This is a genomic window from Streptomyces sp. NPDC059875 (assembly GCF_042731085.1).
Lineage (GTDB): Bacteria > Actinomycetota > Actinomycetes > Streptomycetales > Streptomycetaceae > Streptomyces.
In genome coordinates, this window is the sequence record NZ_JBHWJZ010000041.1 from 1 (window position 1) to 18,044 (window position 18,044).

The 18,044-nt window shown below is 71.7% G+C and carries 16 protein-coding genes, 1 pseudogene and 1 riboswitch; of the genes and pseudogenes, 8 read left to right on the plus strand and 9 right to left on the minus strand.

The genetic code is table 11. From position 1 onward, the window contains the following. Positions 1-332 precede the first annotated feature (332 nt). The 8 genes from ACFV9D_RS33580 (at position 333) to ACFV9D_RS33615 (ending at position 8,727) form a co-directional block, all read left to right on the plus strand. On the plus strand, positions 333-1,529 hold the full coding sequence (locus ACFV9D_RS33580) for a serine hydrolase domain-containing protein (protein WP_385155029.1): 1,197 nt from the start codon (positions 333-335) through the stop codon (positions 1,527-1,529). A 75-nt stretch (positions 1,530-1,604) separates the two neighbouring features. Next, complete coding sequence (locus ACFV9D_RS33585) at positions 1,605-2,360, plus strand: (Fe-S)-binding protein (RefSeq protein WP_385154888.1); 756 nt, start codon at positions 1,605-1,607, stop codon at positions 2,358-2,360. Next, positions 2,357-3,841, plus strand: a complete 1,485-nt coding sequence (locus ACFV9D_RS33590; protein ID WP_385154891.1) for a lactate utilization protein B — start codon at positions 2,357-2,359, stop codon at positions 3,839-3,841. The genes ACFV9D_RS33585 and ACFV9D_RS33590 overlap by 4 nt, the downstream gene beginning before the upstream one ends. Further along, positions 3,838-4,491, plus strand: a complete 654-nt coding sequence (locus ACFV9D_RS33595; protein ID WP_385154894.1) for a lactate utilization protein C — start codon at positions 3,838-3,840, stop codon at positions 4,489-4,491. Before ACFV9D_RS33590 ends, ACFV9D_RS33595 begins: the two co-directional genes overlap by 4 nt. A gap of 40 nt (positions 4,492-4,531) precedes the next feature. Then, positions 4,532-5,644: a CapA family protein gene (locus ACFV9D_RS33600; protein WP_385154897.1), complete on the plus strand. Its 1,113-nt coding sequence runs from the start codon at positions 4,532-4,534 to the stop codon at positions 5,642-5,644. A gap of 58 nt (positions 5,645-5,702) precedes the next feature. Further along, a complete protein-coding gene (locus ACFV9D_RS33605) occupies positions 5,703-6,992 on the plus strand; it encodes a phosphoribosyltransferase family protein (RefSeq protein WP_385154900.1) in 1,290 nt (429 codons plus the stop codon). Between the two features lie 98 nt (positions 6,993-7,090). After that, on the plus strand, positions 7,091-8,221 hold the full coding sequence (locus ACFV9D_RS33610) for a hypothetical protein (protein ID WP_385154903.1): 1,131 nt from the start codon (positions 7,091-7,093) through the stop codon (positions 8,219-8,221). A 77-nt stretch (positions 8,222-8,298) separates the two neighbouring features. Next, positions 8,299-8,727, plus strand: coding sequence for a hypothetical protein (locus tag ACFV9D_RS33615; protein WP_385154906.1), 429 nt, complete (start codon positions 8,299-8,301; stop codon positions 8,725-8,727). Positions 8,728-8,817: 90 nt separating this feature from the next. On the opposite strand, the gene ACFV9D_RS33620 is transcribed toward ACFV9D_RS33615, so the two are convergent. The 9 genes and pseudogenes from ACFV9D_RS33620 to ACFV9D_RS33660 all read right to left on the minus strand — a co-directional run. Continuing rightward, complete coding sequence (locus tag ACFV9D_RS33620) at positions 8,818-9,693, minus strand: transglycosylase SLT domain-containing protein (RefSeq protein ID WP_385154909.1); 876 nt, start codon at positions 9,691-9,693, stop codon at positions 8,818-8,820. A 4-nt stretch (positions 9,694-9,697) separates the two neighbouring features. Beyond that, positions 9,698-9,884, minus strand: a riboswitch (cyclic di-AMP (ydaO/yuaA leader). 282 nt (positions 9,885-10,166) lie between these two features. After that, a complete protein-coding gene (locus tag ACFV9D_RS33625; RefSeq protein ID WP_385154912.1) occupies positions 10,167-12,191 on the minus strand; it encodes a phosphocholine-specific phospholipase C in 2,025 nt (674 codons plus the stop codon). Positions 12,192-12,460: 269 nt separating this feature from the next. Beyond that, positions 12,461-14,098, minus strand: a complete 1,638-nt coding sequence (locus tag ACFV9D_RS33630; RefSeq protein WP_385154915.1) for a SpoIIE family protein phosphatase — start codon at positions 14,096-14,098, stop codon at positions 12,461-12,463. 11 nt (positions 14,099-14,109) lie between these two features. Beyond that, the gene (locus ACFV9D_RS33635) at positions 14,110-14,364 is read right to left on the minus strand and encodes a LapA family protein (RefSeq protein WP_385154918.1); all 255 of its coding nucleotides are present in this window, start codon (positions 14,362-14,364) and stop codon (positions 14,110-14,112) included. Between the two features lie 38 nt (positions 14,365-14,402). Beyond that, entirely contained in the window at positions 14,403-15,119 is a 717-nt protein-coding gene (locus tag ACFV9D_RS33640; protein ID WP_385154920.1) for a GntR family transcriptional regulator, read from the minus strand. Between the two features lie 96 nt (positions 15,120-15,215). After that, the gene (locus tag ACFV9D_RS33645; RefSeq protein ID WP_385154923.1) at positions 15,216-16,217 is read right to left on the minus strand and encodes a proline racemase family protein; all 1,002 of its coding nucleotides are present in this window, start codon (positions 16,215-16,217) and stop codon (positions 15,216-15,218) included. A gap of 13 nt (positions 16,218-16,230) precedes the next feature. Then, the gene (locus ACFV9D_RS33650; protein WP_385155032.1) at positions 16,231-17,097 is read right to left on the minus strand and encodes a dihydrodipicolinate synthase family protein; all 867 of its coding nucleotides are present in this window, start codon (positions 17,095-17,097) and stop codon (positions 16,231-16,233) included. Between the two features lie 326 nt (positions 17,098-17,423). Further along, positions 17,424-17,729 (minus strand): hypothetical protein, encoded by a 306-nt coding sequence (locus ACFV9D_RS33655; RefSeq protein WP_385155038.1) that lies wholly within the window; start codon positions 17,727-17,729, stop codon positions 17,424-17,426. A 5-nt stretch (positions 17,730-17,734) separates the two neighbouring features. After that, a pseudogene (locus ACFV9D_RS33660) lies at positions 17,735-17,830 on the minus strand (hypothetical protein); the annotation flags it as partial. Positions 17,831-18,044 lie beyond the last annotated feature (214 nt).

Here is an 18,044-nt window from a genome sequence, read left to right on the forward strand (position 1 = left end):
CTTTTTTTTTATATGCGCGGGGGGGGGGGGGGGCGGGCGGGCGGGGGCGGGCGCGGGGGGGCGGGGGGGGGGGGGGGGCCCCCCCCCCCCCCCGCCCCCGCCGGCTTCACCGCCGAGGCCCCGGCCCGCGGGGCCCGCCGCGCCGAGCAGCGCCCAGAAGCCCCCGTTCGCGGCGATCGGCACTCGCCGTGCACGGCCCGCCCGTCCGGCCTAGCCTGGACGAGGGGAGTTGCCCTCGTCTGGCAGGAGGCCTGCCCGTGAGGTACTCGCAAGCACACTCGCCGTCGCAAGCGCGGTGGCGCCGGGTCTGCGTGGTTCTCACCGCGACCGGCATGCTGGCCGTCCCCGCATCGGCAGGGACGGCGTTCTCCGTCGAAGCCCCCGCAGTCGTGTACAGCGCCACGGAGCTCGCCCCGTCCGCCACGAACGGCGAGTTCGCCGAGCTCACCCCGGCCGTGGCGGCCCGCCTGGACGCCGCGATCCAGCAGGTCATGCGGGAGGCCCAGGTGCCGGGTGTGATGGTCTCGCTGTCCGCTCCGGGCAAGGGAAACTACGTGCGGACCTTCGGTGTCGCCGACAAGGCCACCAACGCTCCCATGGACCCGGACCTGTACATGCGCATCGGCAGCGTGACGAAGACGTTCACCGTGACCGCGATGCTCGAACTGGTCGACCAGGGCAGGATCGGCCTGGACGACACGATCGACGAGTACGTCGACGGCGTCCCCAACGGCGACGAGATCACCCTCCGCCAACTCGCGGGAATGCGCAGCGGATTGTTCAACTACTCCGCGGACGAGGGGTTCTACAAGGCGCTGACCTCCGACCCGTATCGGCCCTGGACACCCCAGGAGCTGCTCGACTACTCCTTCAAACACCCGGTGAACTTCCAGCCGGGCGCGGAGTTCGAGTACTGCAACACCAACCTGATCCTGCTCGGGCTCGTCGTGGAGGAGGTCGGCGGACAGCCGCTGAACGAGTTCATCCAGGAGAACGTCATCGAGCCGGCCGGACTGCGCCACACGATCTTCCCGACCGGCGCCGAGTTCCCCAGCCCGCACGCCCACGGCTACACCGACCAGACGGCCTCCGGGAAGACCGAGGACGCCACCGACTGGAACCCGTCCTGGGGCTGGGCGGCGGGCGCCATGATCTCCCAACTCGGGGATCTGCGCACCTGGGCACGCGTCCTCGCCACCGGCACCCTGCTCACCCCCGAGACCCAGGCGCAACGCCTCAAGACCGAGCCGACGGGCCTCCCCGCCGCCGGATACGGTCTCGGCATCTTCAACGTCGAGGGCTGGATCGGCCACAACGGCTCGCTGCCCGGGTACGAGTCGCTGGTGGTCTACCTGCCCGAGGCGAAGGCCACGATGGTCGTGATGCTCAACACGGACACCGACCACGACGGGGAGGAACCGAGCTCCCTGTTCGGCCAGGCGATCACCCGCATCGTGAGCCCGGAGCACGTGTTCAACATTCCGGCGGTGCAGACACCCCCGACGTCGACGCCACCGTCCACGTCCTGAGCCGCCGTTCCACACCCGACCGCGGGTGAGGTATGAACATCGAGGAGGCCGCCCGACCGATTCGAAGGAGCCGCGATGCGTGTCGCTCTCTTCCTCACCTGCGTGAACGACACGCTGTACCCGGACACCGGCCGCGCCGTGGTGAGGCTGCTGAGCAGACTGGGTGTCGAGGTCGACTTCCCGATGGGGCAGACGTGTTGCGGGCAGCCGCACTACAACACCGGCTACCGGCACGAGGCCGAGCCGCTCGCACGCCGGTTCGCCGAGGTGTTCGGCGGCTACGACGCGATCGTCACGCCGTCGGGATCCTGCGGGGCGATGGTGCGCGAGCTGTACCCGCGGATGGGGGAGCGGGCCCGGTCGGAGGGGCGCGGGGATTCGCTGGCCGCGGCCCTCGCGCCCGTCGTGCCGAAGACGTACGAGCTGACGGAGTTCCTGGTCGACGTGCTGGGGGTGACGGACGTCGGTGCGTACTACCCGCACAAGGTCACCTACCATCCCTCCTGCCACGGCCTGCGCTCCCTCCGCCTCGCGGACCGTCCGTACCGGCTACTGACGGCGGTCAAGGGGTTGGAGCTGGTGGAGCTGCCGGGGGCCGAGGAGTGCTGCGGTTTCGGCGGTACGTTCGCGGTGAAGAACGCCGACGTGTCGGCCGCGATGGGCGCGGACAAGGTCCGTAGCGCCGTTTCGACCGGTGCGGACGTGTTGTGCGCGGGGGACAACTCCTGTCTGATGCACATCGGCGGCACCATGAGCCGGCTCAAAGCCGGTGTCCGGCCCGTTCACATCGCCGAGATCCTGGCGAGCACGGAAGAGGAGCCAGCGGCATGAGCGGTGCGTTCGTGGGGATGCCGGCTTTCCCGAAGGCTGCGCATGAGGCCGTGCGGAACGCCACGCTGCGGGCGAATCTGCGGCACGCGACGCACACCATCCGCGACAAGCGGGCGGTGGCGGTGGCCGAGCTGGACGACTGGGCGGAGCTGCGCGAGGCGGGTAAGCAGATCAAGGACCACACGTTGCGTCATCTCGACCGGTATCTGGTCCAGTTGGAGGAGTCGGTCACGGCGGCCGGGGGGACGGTGCACTGGGCGGTGGACGCCGCCGAGGCGAACCGGATCGTCGCCGACCTGGTCAAGGCCACCGGGGAAAGCGAGGTGGTGAAGGTCAAGTCGATGGCGACGCAGGAGATCGGGCTCAACGAGGCGCTGGAGGCGGAGGGCATCTCCGCCTACGAGACGGATCTGGCGGAGCTGATCGTGCAGCTCGGAGAGGACCGGCCCTCGCACATCCTCGTGCCGGCCATCCACCGCAATCGTGGTGAGATCCGGGACATCTTCCGCTCGGAGATGGGCAAGTGGGGCCGGCCCGCGCCCGAGAACCTGACCGACAGTCCCAGGGAGCTGGCCGAGGCCGCGCGGCTGCACCTCCGGGAGAGGTTCCTGCGGGCGAAGGTGGGCATCTCGGGGGCGAACTTCATGGTGGCCGAGACCGGCACCCTGGTCGTGGTCGAGTCCGAGGGCAACGGCCGGATGTGCCTCACCCTGCCCGAGACCCTGATCTCCGTCGTCGGCATCGAGAAGATCGTGCCGACCTGGCAGGACCTGGAAGTCTTCCTCCAGACCCTGCCCCGCTCCTCGACCGCCGAACGCATGAACCCGTACACCTCCATGTGGACCGGCACCACGGACGGCGACGGACCCCGCACCTTCCACCTCGTCCTGCTCGACAACGGGCGCACCGACACCCTCGCCGACGAGGTCGGCCGCCAGGCCCTGCGCTGCATCCGCTGCTCGGCCTGCCTCAACGTCTGCCCCGTCTACGAACGCGCCGGCGGCCACGCCTACGGCTCCGTCTACCCGGGGCCGATCGGCGCGATCCTCAGCCCTCAACTCCGGGGCACCGCAAGCGAGATCGACGCCTCACTCCCGTACGCGTCCACCCTCTGCGGCGCCTGTTACGACGTGTGCCCGGTCGCCATCGACATCCCCGAAGTCCTCGTCCACCTCCGCGAACGCGTCGCCGAGGGCGGGCCGGTGACACGCGGCGGAACGAAGGCGGTGATCAAGCCCGCGAAGGGGCACGCGGCCGAGCGGGCGGCGATGCGGGCGGCCCGATGGGCGCTGACCCGCCCGGGCGCGCTCGCCGCCGGCCAGCGTCTGGCCGCACGCACGCGCCGCTTCCACCCGCGTACGCTGCCCGGTCCGGGCCGGGCATGGACGGCGACGCGAGACCTCCCGAAGGTCCCGCCCGAACCGTTCCGCGACTGGTGGCAGCGCACGCACGGCGCGGGAGCGGAGGAGAGCGGCCGATGAGCAGCAGAGACGTGATTCTGGGACGCGTATGGCGCGCACTCGGCCGGCCCGAGGCCGACGAGGCCCCCGACGCGTACGACCGGGCCGTCGATCGTGACTATCTGCGCGAGCACGGGGCGCGGACGACGGAGCAGACGATCGAGCTGCTGGCCGAGAACCTGGCGGACTACCGCGCGATCGTGCACCGGACCGATGCCGAGGAACTCCCGTATCTGATCATGAGGCTGCTCGCCGCGCGGGGCCCGCGGTACGTCCTCGTGCCTCCGGGGCTGCCGCCCGAGTGGATGTCGGCCGCGGATCCCACCCGGGTCCACGACCGGGCCGCGAGCACGCCGCGCGAGCTGGACGAGGTCGAGAGCGTCGTCACCGGCTGCGCCCTGGCCGTCGCCGAGACCGGCACCCTCGTCCTCGACGGCAGCCCCGACCAGGGTCGCCGCCGCATCACCCTGGTCCCCGACCATCACATCTGCCTCGTCCGCGTCCCCGACCAGGTCGTCTCCTCGGTGCCCCAGGCCCTCGCGCGGCTGGACCCCACCAGGCCCCTCACCTGGATCTCCGGCCCCTCCGCGACCAGCGACATCGAACTCGACCGGGTCGAGGGAGTGCACGGCCCGCGCACCCTGGAGGTGGTGCTCGTGGGCGGGCTCTGAGCCCCGGCCGCCCCCGCCGCACCGCGTCTACCCTGGGTGTATGGGCAGTGACCTGGTCAGACTGTTCCTCTGCGGCGACGTGATGCTCGGCCGCGGGGTCGACCAGATCCTTCCCCATCCCGGCGATCCGGCCCTCCGTGAACGCTATGTGCACGATGCACGGTCCTATGTGGCGCTCGCGGAGGCGGTCAACGGCCCCATTCCCCACCGCGTGGACTTCGCCTACCCCTGGGGCGTCGCGCTCGACGCCCTCGACGCCGCCGCGCCCGACGTCCGGGTCACCAACCTGGAGACGGCCGTGACCACGCACGGCGAGTTCGCCCCCGGCAAGGCCGTCCACTACCGGATGCACCCGGAGAACCTGCCGAGCCTGACGGCCGTCCGCCCCGACGTCTGCGTCCTCGCCAACAACCACGTCCTGGACTACGGCCGTGGCGGACTCGACGACACCCTCGCCGCCCTCGCCGGGAGCGGACTGCGGACCGCGGGAGCGGGCCGGAACGCCGAGGAGGCCGAGCGGCCGGCCGTCGTCGACCTCCCCGGGGGCGGACGACTCGTCGTCCACGCCCTGGGCATGGCCTCCAGCGGCATCCCACGGACGTGGGCGGCCACCACCGATCTCGGCGGCGTCCACTTCGCCGCCACGCCGGCCGCCGCGGCCGCGACCCGCCTCACCGCCCGGATACGGGAGACGAAGAGCGCGGGCGACATCGTCGTGGTGTCGGTCCACTGGGGCTCGAACTGGGGCTACGCCCTCTCCCGCGCCGACATCGACTTCGCACACGCGCTGATCGACAGCGGAGCCGACATCGTGCACGGACACTCCTCGCACCACCCGCGGCCCGTGGAGGTGTACCGGGGCAGGCTCGTCCTGCACGGCTGCGGCGATCTGATCAACGACTACGAGGGCATCAACGGCTACGAGCAGTACCGCGACGACCTGCGGCTGCTCCCCGTCGCCGCGGTGAGGCCCGAGGACGGCGGACTCCAGGAGGTGCGCATCATTCCCCTGCGAGCCCGGCGCATGAGGCTGGAGCACGCCCCCGGCCGGGATGCGCGGTGGCTCCACGAGGTTCTCGGCCGGACGAGCCGGCCCTACGGCGCGCAGGTCGCCCTCGACGAGGACGGAACCCTCGTCGCCCGTCCCGCCTGACGGGACACGGCACGGCACCGACCGCGCGCACGCTCCGGACCAGGGAGACGAGCGGGACATGTACTTCACCGATCGTACGGACGCCGGACGGCAACTCGCCGCCCGCCTGGACCACCTCAAGGGCCACGACGTCGTGGTGCTGGGACTTCCGCGCGGCGGCGTGCCGGTCGCCGAACAGGTTGCCGACGCACTCGGGGCTCCCCTGGACGTCTGTCTCGTACGCAAACTGGGGGTGCCCTTCCAGCCGGAGCTCGCCATGGGTGCCATCGGGGAGGGAGACGTGCGGGTCCTCAACGACAGCGTGCTGGCCGAAACCGGCGTCTCCGACCGCGACGTCGCCGCGGTCGAGGAGCGGGAACGGGTCGTGCTGCGGCAGCGCGCCGAGCGCTATCGCGGGACGGGGCGGCCGGCCCGGCTCGACGGCCGCACGGCCGTGGTGGTCGACGACGGCCTGGCGACCGGCGCCACGGCGCTCGCCGCCTGCCTGGTCGTCCGCGCGCGGGGCGCCGCACGCATCGTGCTGGCCGTGCCGGTCGCCCCGGCCGGCTGGCCGGCCCGGATCGGCGGGGAGGCGGACGAGACCGCCAGCGTGCACGAGCCGGAGTTCTTCTACGCGATCGGCCAGTTCTACCAGGACTTCTCGCAGACCGCCGACGAGGAGGTCATCGCGTGCCTGGAGCGCAACCACGCCGCACACGGATCGAGCGCCCAGGACGCGGAAGTGCGCATCCCGGTCACGGAGGCGCCGGTGGCGGGGCATCTGGTGGTGCCCGAGGGCGCCGCGGGGATCGTCCTGTTCGCCCACGGCAGCGGCAGCAGCCGGCACAGCCCCCGCAACCGCGCCGTCGCCGAGGACCTGAACCGAGCCGGACTGGGCACGCTCCTCTTCGACCTGCTCACCGAGGAGGAGGCGGCCGACCGGGCCAATGTGTTCGACACGGAACTCCTGGCCGACCGGCTGGCCCGGGCCACGGCATGGCTCGGCGAACAGCCCGGCCTCCGAGGGCTGCGCACCGGGTACTTCGGCGCCAGCACCGGCGCCGCGGCCGCCCTCTGGGCCGCCGCCGACCCGGCCGCCCACGTGGCCGCGGTGGTCTCCCGCGGCGGCCGCCCGGATCTGGCGGGCCCACGCCTCGCCGCGGTGCGCGCCCCCACGCTCCTGATCGTGGGAGGCCGGGACCCCCTCGTCCTGGACCTGAACGCAGAGGCCCAGCGCCAATTGCGCTGCGAGAACGAACTCGTCGTCGTCCCCGGCGCCACTCACCTCTTCGAGGAACCGGGCACCCTCGAACGGGTCGGCGAGCTCGCGGCCGGCTGGTTCGACGACCACTTCGGCGACCGCCTCTGACAGCGCGCCCGGCCCGTGATCCGGATGTGATCAACACCCCGTAACCTCCACCCGACCAGGGGATTCACGGGGTGCACGACCAGGGTGGGGGCCAGTACATGACATACCGTCGCGCGGCGATACCGGCAGTGGCCGGAGGACTGTTGCTCACCGTGCTTCTGTGGTGGGCGGGGGCGAGCGAACAGGCGCTGCACCTGCCGGGCACCACGAGCACCATCGGCGGCCGGGCCGCCGCAGAGCTCGAAGGCTGGCTCGGCCCCTGGTCGTACGAACCCCCGGCCTCGCTCCGGTACCGGTTCCTTGCCGAGACCGACGGCGGCCGCTACCTCTCCCTGTACACCACCGGGATGCAGATCCGGTTCTGCGCGGTCTTCGCCTTCTTCGTGGCCGGAGCGCTGCTCCTGGTCCGCAGGCTGCCGCCGGTGCAGGGCCGGATGCCGGCCGCGCTGCTCGCGGTGTGGGCCTGGGGCATGGTGGCCGGGATGCTGGCGGTGGCGGTCTCCGCGCCGTGGCTGATCGCCGCCCACGGGCGCGGCAGTTATCGCTTCCTGCCGCAGCTGGCGAGCCTGATCTCCTCCGGGCGCCAGGTCCTCGTGGGCGCCGCGCTGCTCGCGGCGGCGGTGACGGTGCTCGCCGCGCGGGTCACCGCCAAGGGCGCAGGTCCGCTGCCGCAGGAGGTCGTCCCCGCGCGCGCCGCCCGCCTCGCCGCCACCGTCGGGACCGCGGTGATCGCCCTCTCCCTGGCGGTCCTCTCGTACCATCCGGTCGCCGCCGCTCTCCAGACCGTCTCCCCGGACGGCGGGTTCTTCGCCGAACCGGGCGAACTCCTGCGCCTGTGGCTGCTGCTCGGCGCCTGGGCGAGCCCGGCGGGCGGGCCGCTGGGCGACTGGCTGCTGTACCGGGCCGCCGACGTCCTGTTGCTCGTCGTGGTGTGGTGGTCCCTGCGGCGCTTGCCCGGACTGCTCACCCGGGCCACGGTCCCGGCGATGGCCGCGGGCGCGGTCTGCGCGACCGTCCTCGGGCTGCTGGCGAGCCAGATGCTGCGGGTGGCGACGGACGGGTCGGGCCTGCGCTGGGGTCTGCTGCACGCGTCCGCCACCCTCGGAAGCGGCGTCCCGGCCGCCCTCACCTGGGGCCTGCTCGCGGGAGTCGCGGCTGTCGTGACGCTGCGGGTGGCAGTGCGCCGCACGGAGCCCCGCGCCGACGCCGCGGTCTCCGCCCAGGTGTGATGGTTCAGCCGGTGAGTGCCACGTCTCGGAGGTGCGTGATGGTCGGACAGGTGGCTCGGCGAGGTGTTCGGCTCGGGGTGCGCATCGGCTTGGTGTCGGCGATCGCCTTCGGCTCGCTATGGCTCGTCGGTGCCGCGATGTGGCTCTCCACCGGGGCGTACCCAGGCGGTGTGGCGGGTCTCATGCGTGGCGTTGTCGCAGTGGGCGGAAGCCTGGTGATCGGGGTTCTGCTCGGTGCGGTGACCGGTGTGGCCCTGGGACTGTCGCCTGAATGGGTGGCCGCTCGGGCTCCGCTGCGGGGTCTGCTCGCCGGCCTTGTCGCGAGCACCGTGTTCCTGGGCCAAACCGTTGTGGTGGCGGTCGGCAGCGACGGAGGCTACGGGCCGATGTTGCTCACCCTCCTTGCCACGCCGGTGATCGGTGGTGTGGCGGCCGCCCACAGCGGGGACGTCCTGGGACGCACACACCACCACTCCTGGTTGTCGGGCACGCGGCGGCGTCGCTAGGCCCTGTCCCCTCCGCGACCCTGGCGGGACGCCGAAGCCCCGGCCCAGGAGGGACCGGGGCCGGGGCGTGGAGTCGACGCGGATCGAGGGTCAGTACGCCCCGTTGACGTTGTCGATGGAGCCGTAGCGGTCCGCGGCGTAGTTGCAGGCCGCGGTGATGTTGGCGACCGGGTCGAACAGGTCCATCGACGTGCCGGGCACGTGGTAGGCCAGGAAGGTCGGCTCGATGACCTGCAGGAGACCCTTGGACGGGGTGCCCTTGACGGCGTTCGAGTCCCACAGGTTGATGGCCTGCGGGTTGCCGGAGGACTCGCGCATGATGTTGCGGTGGATGCCCTCGTACGTGCCCGGAATGCCGTACTTCGCCATGACGTCGAGGGACTCGCGGATCCAGCCGTCGAGGTCGTTGGTGTAGCTCTTGGCGGCCGCAGGGGCGGCCGCAGCGGGCGCGGCGGCGGAGGCCGCGGGGGCCTTCTTCGCGGGAGCCGCCTTGGCGGGAGTGGCGCTCCGCTGCTGCGAGCGGTCGGCCCGGTCGGTCTCCGTGCGCGCGGCGGACTTCGGCTTCTTCGGAGCGGTGGCGGATTTCCCGCGGAGCGTCAGTTCGAGGCCGGGGTGGATAAGTGACGGGTTGTCACCCACGGCGCTGCGATTCGCTCGGTACAGGGCCTGCCAGCCACCCTTCACACCCTGCTCGTGCGCGATCACCGAAAGGGAGTCGCCGCGAACGACCTTATAGGTCTTGGCGGCGGAATTCTGGGCGGCGGGAATTGATTCCACGATCTTCGCCGGGGCGCTGAAGACGGTCGTCTTGGCGGGGGCGGTCTCGGGGGTCGTGGCGGGCGCCGCGTGCGCGGTGGCCGTGGCGACCAGGGGCAGGGCCAGTGCCGCGCCACCCGTGCTGGCCAGGGCGATACCGCGGGTCAGGGGACGTCGCTTGGGGCGCCGGTGCTTACCGTGTGCGGGCATGTCGCATTCCTCTCCGGCGCCTGCGGGGTGAGCTGTCGGGTTCGGGCTGGAGATGCCCGGCCGCACACGTGCGACTTCACCCCGAGCCGTTCCGGATAATCCGTACCGGCGAATACGTGGGTCCCCCGCTCCTGCCTTCGGGTGAATGATCGGTATTTCCGGACGGTGGCAGGATTCGGCGATCCATCCGGGTCGAGGTGACCGTAGGCGAGAAATGTCGGCCGAAACAAGACGCCGCGTACCCGGGTAATTCACGACGGCCCTGTTCGCCCCGCCCTCCGCGCCGAACTTCCTTGAAGGACAAGGGAACGGAACGTGCCGGAAGATCGTCGCCACCCCCTGGTGATTCATCTCACCCGGAGTGCCAAATCGGTCATTACGGTAAATTCAGCTGAGTTGAGAAAAGGGATGCAAGGGCGAGTGATATCCCTTGCATCCCTTGTATCCCTTTTAGTGGGAACTGTGGCTGTACGTCAGCCCGTGATGCTCGCCGCGCCCGTCTCGATGTGGCCGGTGTAGCGGCGCGACCAGGTGCCGTCGACGTCGGCGAGGATCGTGAAGTCGTACCAGCCGTTGTGGTACGCGACGGCGTTGAAGAAGTCCTCACGCGAGGAGTTCGCGGCGACCGTGTACGTCCACGGCCCGTCCGTGCGGTAGGCGTTCGAGCGGATGGTGAAGGTCACCGGGGCGGCGGAGGTGTTGGTCATCTTGAAGTAGATCGCCGTCTTCCCGGTGCCCGGCTCGGTCGCGAACCGCGCCGCCACCTCGATCGACTTGCCCGCCTTCGAGGCGTCGCCGATGAAGCGCCGCAGGAAGCGGTTGGGGCCCATCATCGAGATGTCGTACTTGCCCGACCCGGACCCGAGCCCGATGTTGAAGTAGTCCGTGGATGTCGCGCCCGGGTCGACCGTGTACTGCCAGGCCGCCGTCTCCCGGTGCTGGTGCGGATGGATCGTGAAGTGCGCGGCACGCTTCGCCTGCGCGCCCTGGTTCGTCATCGAGAACCAGGCGAGGATCTTGCCCGCATCCCCGAACTCGAACCGGTCGAGGTTCCCGTTGACCTGGTAGGGCACGGCGCGCGCCGGGCGGGTGCCGGACTCCTGCGCGGGCAGGGCGTTGTCCTGCGGCACCGGATTGGGCAGCGGGGCGCAGTTGGACTGCCCGATGACCTTGGCGGTGGAGGGAAGGCCCGAGGGGACGCCGTACACCGGGCGCGCGAAGTCGAAGACGCCCGTCAGGTCGCCGGTGACCTTCCGCCGCCAGGCGCTGATGTTCGGGCAGGTGGCGGGGGTGCCGAGAGCTGCCGTCCAGGTCTCCATGAAGCGCAGGACGGAGGTGTGGTCGAAGACCTCCGAGCTGACCCAGCCGCCGCGCGTCCACGGCGACATGACGAGCATCGGGACGCGGAAGCCCAGCCCGATCGGCACGCCGTCGATGTACTCGCCGGGGGTGTCGGGCGGGGCGACCGGAGGCGGCACGTGGTCGAAGAACCCGTCGTTCTCGTCGTAGTTGAGGAACAGCACCGTCGAGTCGAAGACCTCGGGGTTCGCGGCCAGCGCGCGGTAGACGAGGTCGACGAAGTGCGCGCCGTCACCGGGCGGGGCGTAGGGGTGCTCGGAGAACGCCTCGCTCGCGACCACCCAGGAGACCTGCGGAAGCGTCCCGGCGACGACATCGGCGCGGATCGCGGCGGCGATGTCGTCCGGGGTGGAGCCGGTGACCTTGGGCACCGATCCCATCCCGCGGTCGTACAGCGGGTCGCCGGGGCGCGCGTCGGTGAACTTCTTGAAGTACGCGAGGCCGTTGTCGCCGTAGTTGTCCTGGGCGTTCTGGTAGACCTTCCAGCTCATGCCGGCGCGCTGGAGCGCCTCCGCGTACGTCTCCCAGGTGAGCCCGGACTCCTCGCCGCCGTCCTTGCTGGACGCGTCGATCTTCCCGCTCCACAGGAAGGTGCGGTTGGGGCCGGTGGCGCTGAGCGCCGAGCAGAAGTACGCGTCGCATGTCGTGTAGGCGTCGGCGAGGGCGTAGTGGAAGGGGATGTCGCCGCGGTCGAGATAGCCGAGCGTGCGGGTGTTGCCGACCCCGGTCACCCAGTTGTCCATGCGGCCCTTGTTCCACGCGGCGTGCTGCGAGGTCCAGCTGTGCGGAAGGTCGCCGTTGCACTGCGCCAGGGTCTCGCCGTCGACGCCGCCGGCGGGCGGGGTGGAGCTGAGCTTCCACGGGTACTGACGGCCACCCCAGTTGGGCTGGTTGAACGTGCCCCAGCCGCCGGGGATGTTGCCGGCGGCCCGGTCGCCGAAGCCGCGGACACCGCGCAGCCTGCCGAAGTAGTGGTCGAAGCTGCGGTTCTCCTGCATGAGGATCACGACGTGCTTGACGTCGGTGATGGTGCCCGTGGCGGCCGCGGCGGTGGCCGATGCCGTGCCCGTGGGGAGGGTGGCGCCCGCCACGAGACCTGCCCCGATCCCGACGAATCCCCTGCGGCTGATGGGAGTCATGCCCCGCCTCTCACGTCACTGCGTGCCCCAGCGGCACACCGAGGACAGGATGGGGGAGGGGGCGTCAAAGGTATAGATCTGTGCGGTAATTCTGAGTGAACTTCCGAGGAGCGGTGAAGGGCTGGGTTCTGATTGGTGGAGACTCAGACCAATGGGAGAGCACCAGCGTCTGAGGGGGCAGATGCGGACATCCCCGCACGGTCCGCGGCCGTGCGCGCCGGGGGCACCTGGGTCAGCGGGGTCGGTGCGAGCGCGTGCCGGCCCTTGCGCTACGGCGGCACCGCCCCGTCGCGGCGCAGCATCAGCAGCGCGGCGTCGTCCTCCGCGTGCGGGCCCGCGGTGAGCGAGTCGAGGAGGTGGTCGGCGAGCTCCTCCAGATCGGCCGGGCCGGCCGAGAACGCGGCCTCCAGCCGGGTCAGTCCGTGGTCGATGTCCTCGCCCGGCTTCTCGACCAGGCCGTCGCTGTACAGCAGCAGCGTGTCGCCGGGGGCCAGCCGGGCCGCGGTCGGCGGATAGGGCGCGAGACCCCACTCGGCGGGCAGCCCCAGCGGCGGCCCGCCCGCCAGCTCCAGCCGGCCGACCGTGCCGTCGGCACGCCGCAGCAGCGGCGGCGGATGGCCCGCGTTGGCCGCCTCGACCGCCCCGGTGGCGAGGGTGATCCGCAGATACTGGCAGGTGGCGAAGCGATCGGCGCCCAGGTCGGCGAGGAACGCCGACGCCTTGGCGAGGACCCGTCCGCACGGATGGCCCTCCGCCGCGTACGCGGTCATGGCCACGCGCAACTGCCCCATGAGCGCCGCGGCCTCGGTGTCATGGCCCTGCACGTCCCCGATCGCCACGCCCACACCGCCGTCGGGCAGCGTCACCGCGTCGTACCAGTCCCCGCCGACCCGCACTCCGTGCCGCGCCGTCCGGTACCGCACGGTGATCCGTCCGCCGGGAGTCTCGGGGATCCTGCGCGGCAGCATCGCGTTCTGCAGACCGGCGGCGATCTCCCTCGACCGGTCGAGCAGCGTGACCCGGTGCAGGGCCCGGCCCACGGCCCTCGACCAGGACGTCATCAGGGTGTGGTCAGCGAGCGAGAACGTGGACCTGTTCTCGTAGAACATGCCCATGCCGCCGAGCGGCTGCCCCTGCTCCACCAGCGGCAGGAACGCGGCGGCCGACGCCCGGAAGTCGTGCCGGTACGGCGCCAGCCCCGGGTAGCGGTTCAGGAACGCGCGCACGGAGGTGAAGAACAGCGGCCTGCCGGAACGTACGACATCGTTCAACGGCCAGGAGTCCGCGAGCCGGGTCTTCTGCGGCGCCGCGTCCGGGGCCAGCACCGTGCGGACGAGCCGGAGCCGTCCCTGCTCGAGCACGGCCAGGGACATGGCCTTCACGCCGAGCCTGCGCAGACACGGATCGTCACCGAGGACCGCGGCGACCTCGCGGACGCTCATCGCGCGGGCCAGGGCGATCGCCGCCTGACCCAGGGCGTGCAGATGGTCGCGGTCCTCGTCGGCCGGCGGCCGCAGGGCGGCGTGCGCCAGATCCAGGGTGGCGTCTCGGACAACGCCCACGACTCGCGCCGGTCCCTCCGCGCCGTCGCGTACGACGTTGCCCCGGGCGTGGGTCCAGCGGCTGCGACCGTCGTGGAGCGCGACGCGGAAGTACGCGCTGTACGCGTCCCTGCGACCGGCCAGGAGATCGGCGGAGAGCCCCGACAGCAGCGCCCAGTCGTCCCGGAGGATCTTGGGCCGGAGGTCGGCGGTCAGCCCGTGGTACTCCTCGGGGAGCAGGTCGAGCGCCTCCCGGCCCCTCGCGTCCAGGACCAGCTGCCCGATGGCCGGTACCCACAGAAAAAGGCCCACACCCGTGGCCGCGAGCGCCTCGCCGAGGTCGAGCCGCGGCTCCGTGTCGTCCATGCGCGGACCGGTCAGCGCCGTGCGCGCCGACGGGCGAGAAAGGCGCCGAGGACCACGCCGACCAGGAGTGTGACCGTGAGGACGGCCCAGAGGGGCAGGGTGACGTCGGAGACCCACAGCTTGATCGTGACCGACCCCGTGTTCGCCGCGATGAACCAGATCGCGAGACCCGCGAGGACCACGAACCCGATCGTGCGCAGACGCATGTCCCGGCCCTTCACGGACAGGGTCGGAGGGGGGTGCGGCGGAGCTGTCTTGCGCGCCATGAGGTCCATTATCGGCTGTTTTGCCCAGGACCTCGACCTCAGCGGGACGCGCTGCGCGGAGGGGGCGGTGCCGCGGCCGACGCCGCACGGGCCTCGTCCCGCGCCCAGAGGGACCGTACGTGGCTGAGGTGGCGGACCATGCAGGCCTCGGCGCCCATCGCGTCGCCCGCCAGCATGAAGTCGAGGAGCTCCAGATGCTCCTCGGCGGAGGGCAGCAGCTCGCCCCGCTCGTCCAGCGCCGTCAGGCCGTAGAGCCGGGACCGCTTGCGCAGGTCGCCGACGGTCTCCACCAGGCGCGCGTTGCCGGAGAGCCCGAGCAGCGTGAGGTGGAAGCGGCGGTCGGACTCCAGATAGCCGATGAGGTCGTGGGCGCGGGCCGCCGCCACGATCTCCTCGGCGATCGGGCGCAGTGCCCGAAGGTCCTCGCGGTCCGCCGTCAGCGTCACCCGGCCGACGGTCGGCACCTCGATGAGCAGCCGGATGTCCGTGTACTGGTCGAGGTCGCGTTCGTCGACCTCGGTGACCCGGAAGCCCTTGTTGCGCACCGGCTCGACCAGACCCTCGCGGGCGAGGTCGAGCATGGCCTCCCGTACCGGCGTGGCGGAGATCCCGAAGTCCTCCGCCAGACCCGGCGCCGAGTACACCTCGCCGGGCTTCAGCTCGCCGGAGATCAGCGCGGCCCGCAGAGCGTGGGCCACCTGGTCGCGCAGTCGCTCCCGGGTGGTGATCAGATGACTCTGCTTCAGATGGCCCATGTGCCGTTCTCCGACTTCCGCTTGTCGCGCCGCCCGGCTGCCGTGGCGTGGCGCCGCACCAGCGTACAATTTCACGTTTTCACGGCGCGTGACAGCTCACAGCAGGAACCCGCCGGGGAACGGGTCGTCCGGGTCGAGGAAGTACTGCGCGGTGCCCGTCAACCACGCGCGCCCCGTGATGGTCGGCACCACCGCGGGCACCCCACCCACCTCCGTCTCCTCGATCAGCCGGCCGGTGAACCGGGTGCCGATGAAGGACTCGTTGACGAAGTCCTGGTGCAGCGGGAGCTGCCCACGGGCGTGGAGCTGCGCCATGCGCGCGGACGTCCCCGTGCCGCAGGGGGAGCGGTCGAACCAGCCGGGGTGGATGGCCATCGCATGGCGCGAGTGGCGCGCGTCCGATCCGGGCGCGGTGAGATGGACGTGCTTGACGCCGCCTATCTCCGGCCGGACCGGATGGACGGGGCGGTCGGTGGCGTTGATCGCCTCCATGACCGACAGGCCCGCCTTGAGCAGCTCGTCCTTGTGCTCCCGGTCGAACGGAAGCCCGAGCGCGTCCAGATCGACGAAGGCGTAGAAGTTGCCGCCGAAGGCCAGGTCGTAGGGGACCGCGCCGAACCCGGGCACCTTCACCTCCCGGTCCAGGGCGGCGCAGAACGCGGGGACGTTCGTGAGCGTCACCGCCTTCGCCACACCGTCCTCGACCCGTACCTCGACACGCACCAGACCGGCCGGGGTGTCGAGCCGTACGGTGGTCACCGGTTCGACCACCGGCACCATCCCCGTCTCCACCAGCACGGTCGCCACCCCGATCGTGCCGTGCCCGCACATCGGCAGCAGCCCGGACACCTCGATGAACAGGACGCCGACATCGGCGTCCGGCCTGGTCGGCGGCTGAAGGATCGCCCCGCTCATGGAGGCGTGACCTCTTGGCTCGTACATCAGGAGCGTACGGACGTGGTCCATGTGCTCGATGAAGTGCAGCCGGCGTTCGGCCATGGTGGCGCCCGGGATCAGCCCCACGCCGCCGGTGACGACGCGGGTGGGCATTCCCTCGGTGTGCGAGTCGACGGCATGGAACACATGGCGGGTGCGCACGACGGGGCTCCTCTCAGTGCCGGCCGTCGGCGACGGCCTTCTCGGTGGCGGCGCGGACCTCGGCCTCGGGAATGCCCGCGAGCGGCGAGCGCGGTGGACGACAGGGTCCGCCGCGTCGGCCCGCGATGTCCATGGACAGCTTGATCGACTGGACGAACTCCGTCTTCGAGTCCCAGCGCAGCAGCGGGTGCAGCGCGCGGTACAGCGGCAGGGCGCGCTCGAGATCGCCCGCGACCGCGGCCCGGTACAGCTCCGCGCAGGAGGCCGGGAAGGCGTTCGGGTAGCCGGCCACCCAGCCGACCGCGCCCGCGACGGCCAGTTCGAGCAGGACGTCGTCGGCGCCGATCAACAGATCCAGCTCCGGGGCGTGTTCGGCGATCTCGTACGCCCGGCGGACATCGCCGCTGAACTCCTTCACGGCCACGATGTGACCGTCCGCGTGCAGCCCGGCGAGCAGGTCGGGGGTGAGGTCCACCTTGGTGTCGTGCGGATTGTTGTACGCGACGACCGGCACGCCGACGGACGCCACCTCCGCGTAGTGGGCGCGCACGGCGGGGGCATCGCACTTGTACGTGTTCGGCGGGAGCAGCAGGACCGAACCGCAGCCCGCCTCGGCGGCCTGTTCGGTCCAGCGCCGCGCCTCGGCACTGCCGTAGGCCGCGACCCCGGGCATCACCCGCGCCCCGTCGCCGGCCGCCTCGACGGCCGTACGGACGACTCGGGCGCGCTCCCCGTCGGTGAGGGTCTGGTACTCGCCGAGCGAGCCGTTGGGCACCACGCCGTCGCAGCCGTTGTCGAGCAGCCAGCGGACGTGCGCGGCGTAGGCGTCGTGGTCGACGGTGAGGTCGTCGTCGCGGAAGGGGAGGGCGGTGGCGACCATGATGCCGCGCCAGGGGCGGGTGGCGGTCCAGTGAGCGGGGGCGGGATTGACGGTCACGTGGAGCCCTTCAGAAGTGAGATGTGACATTGTGCTGATGGATCGCCAGATGCGTCGCTGCCGGTACGGGTCGGTACGGGTCGGGGCGGGGCACTCGTCGTCCGGGGCGCGTCAGCAGCTTCACCGAACGGGCGTCGCCTGCGCCCAGGCTCTCGACCGCCTCGCGGACGCTCCCCGCGCTGACCTCCTCGCAACGGCACACCTCCGTGTCGTCGTCGAGCCGGCCGCGCCGGCCGGCCAGCCGTCGCCGGGCGCGTGCGCGGCGGCCATCAGCGAGGCGAAGGCCCGCAGCCGGGCCGGGTGCGCAGCAGGGACCGCGTCCGCGCGGACGACCCCTCGGCGGACGCTCCGCGCAAGCGTACGGCGATCGCAGTGCCCGCCAACTCGGCCTCGGTCAGGGCCAGTCGGGCGCCGCCGGCACCGGCGGTCTCGCCCGCCGACCGCAGCCCCGCGACCGTGGTCCGCTGCGCGGAGTCGACCACGAGGGCCGTCGCGCCGTCCGGCGTGGCGCGGGTGGCGCAGCCGAGGGCCCTGCCCAGGTCGACCCGGGGGACGAGACCGTGACCCACGGCCACCGCGTCGCAGGAGATCCGCCGCCCCCGACGGGGCCGCGGTCGACGACCGTGACGGAGAGGCCTGCGCGTACGGCGTAGTACGCGCAGGCCGCGCCGATCATTCCGGCGCCGACGATGATGACGTCGGTCGCCGCGGAGAGGTGTCTCGTGGGCACGGCAGTAACATTTCACATGCCACCCAGCTTGCCAAGATGCTCAACGGGCCCTGTTCGGGCCGGATTTCACTCGCGGCACCCGCCATCGCCGATGAGGCTCTGCGTGCCCTACAGGGCGGAAGTGGCGGAGTGGCTCAGGAAACTGACGGCGCATAAGGCT